The organism is Shewanella sairae, from assembly GCF_023283535.1.
Lineage (GTDB): Bacteria > Pseudomonadota > Gammaproteobacteria > Enterobacterales > Shewanellaceae > Shewanella > Shewanella sairae.
Genome location: NZ_JAKILT010000159.1, coordinates 1 through 1,747 on the forward strand (window position 1 = coordinate 1; position 1,747 = coordinate 1,747).

Sequence of the window (1,747 nt, forward strand, 5' to 3'; positions counted from 1 at the left end):
TCTAGTGCGGTAGAGGAGCGTTCTGTAAGCCGTTGAAGGTGAAGGGGTAACCCACACTGGAGGTATCAGAAGTGCGAATGCTGACATGAGTAACGATAAAGGGGGTGAAAAACCTCCTCGCCGAAAGACCAAGGGTTCCTGTCCAACGTTAATCGGGGCAGGGTGAGTCGACCCCTAAGGCGAGGCCGAAAGGCGTAGTCGATGGGAAACGGGTTAATATTCCCGTACTTCTGCTAACTGCGATGGAGAGACGGAGAAGGCTAGGCTAGCGCGGCGTTGGTTGTCCGCGTTTAAGGTTGTAGGCTGTACACTTAGGCAAATCCGGGTGTACTTAAGGCTGAGAACTGATGACGAGTCACTAAGGTGATGAAGTAGTTGATGCCATGCTTCCAGGAAAATCTTCTAAGCTTCAGGTTAGTAGGAATCGTACCCCAAACCGACACAGGTGGTCGGGTAGAGAATACCAAGGCGCTTGAGAGAACTCGGCTGAAGGAACTAGGCAAAATGGTACCGTAACTTCGGGAGAAGGTACGCTCCTAGCGGTGATGAGACTTGCTCTCTAAGCTGCCGGGAGTCGCAGATACCAGGTGGCTGCAACTGTTTATCAAAAACACAGTACTGTGCAAACTCGCAAGAGGAAGTATACGGTATGACGCCTGCCCGGTGCCGGAAGGTTAATTGATTGGGTTATCTTCGGAGAAGCTCATGATCGAAGCCCCGGTAAACGGCGGCCGTAACTATAACGGTCCTAAGGTAGCGAAATTCCTTGTCGGGTAAGTTCCGACCTGCACGAATGGCGTAATGATGGCCACGCTGTCTCCAGCCGAGACTCAGTGAAGTTGAAATTGCGGTGAAGATGCCGTATACCCGCGGCTAGACGGAAAGACCCCGTGAACCTTTACTATAGCTTGGCACTGAACATTGAACCTACATGTGTAGGATAGGTGGGAGACTTTGAAGCAACGTCGCTAGATGTTGTGGAGTCAATCTTGAAATACCACCCTTGTAGTTTTGATGTTCTAACCGCGGCCCCTGAATCGGGGTTCGGGACAGTGCCTGGTGGGTAGTTTGACTGGGGCGGTCTCCTCCCAAAGAGTAACGGAGGAGCACGAAGGTTGGCTAAGTACGGTCGGACATCGTACGGTTAGTGCAATGGCATAAGCCAGCTTAACTGCGAGACATACACGTCGAGCAGGTACGAAAGTAGGTCATAGTGATCCGGTGGTTCTGTATGGAAGGGCCATCGCTCAACGGATAAAAGGTACTCCGGGGATAACAGGCTGATACCGCCCAAGAGTTCATATCGACGGCGGTGTTTGGCACCTCGATGTCGGCTCATCACATCCTGGGGCTGAAGTCGGTCCCAAGGGTATGGCTGTTCGCCATTTAAAGTGGTACGCGAGCTGGGTTCAGAACGTCGTGAGACAGTTCGGTCCCTATCTGCCGTGGGCGTTGGATGATTGAAGGAAGCTGCTCCTAGTACGAGAGGACCGGAGTGGACGAACCGCTGGTGTTCGGGTTGTTATGCCAATAGCATTGCCCGGTAGCTACGTTCGGAATCGATAACCGCTGAAAGCATCTAAGCGGGAAGCGAGTCCTAAGATGAGTCATCCCTAGGAATTTAATTCCTCTAAAGAGCCGTTCGAGACTAGGACGTTGATAGGCAAGGTGTGTAAGCGTTGTGAGGCGTTGAGCTAACTTGTACTAATGACTCGTGAGGCTTAACCATACAACCCTGATGGGTTTT

The 1,747-nt window shown here is 51.8% G+C and carries 1 rRNA gene; it reads left to right on the top strand.

The features are described from left to right. Positions 1-1,729, top strand: a 23S ribosomal RNA gene (locus tag L2748_RS23765); the annotation flags it as partial. Between the last annotated feature and the right edge of the window lie 18 nt (positions 1,730-1,747).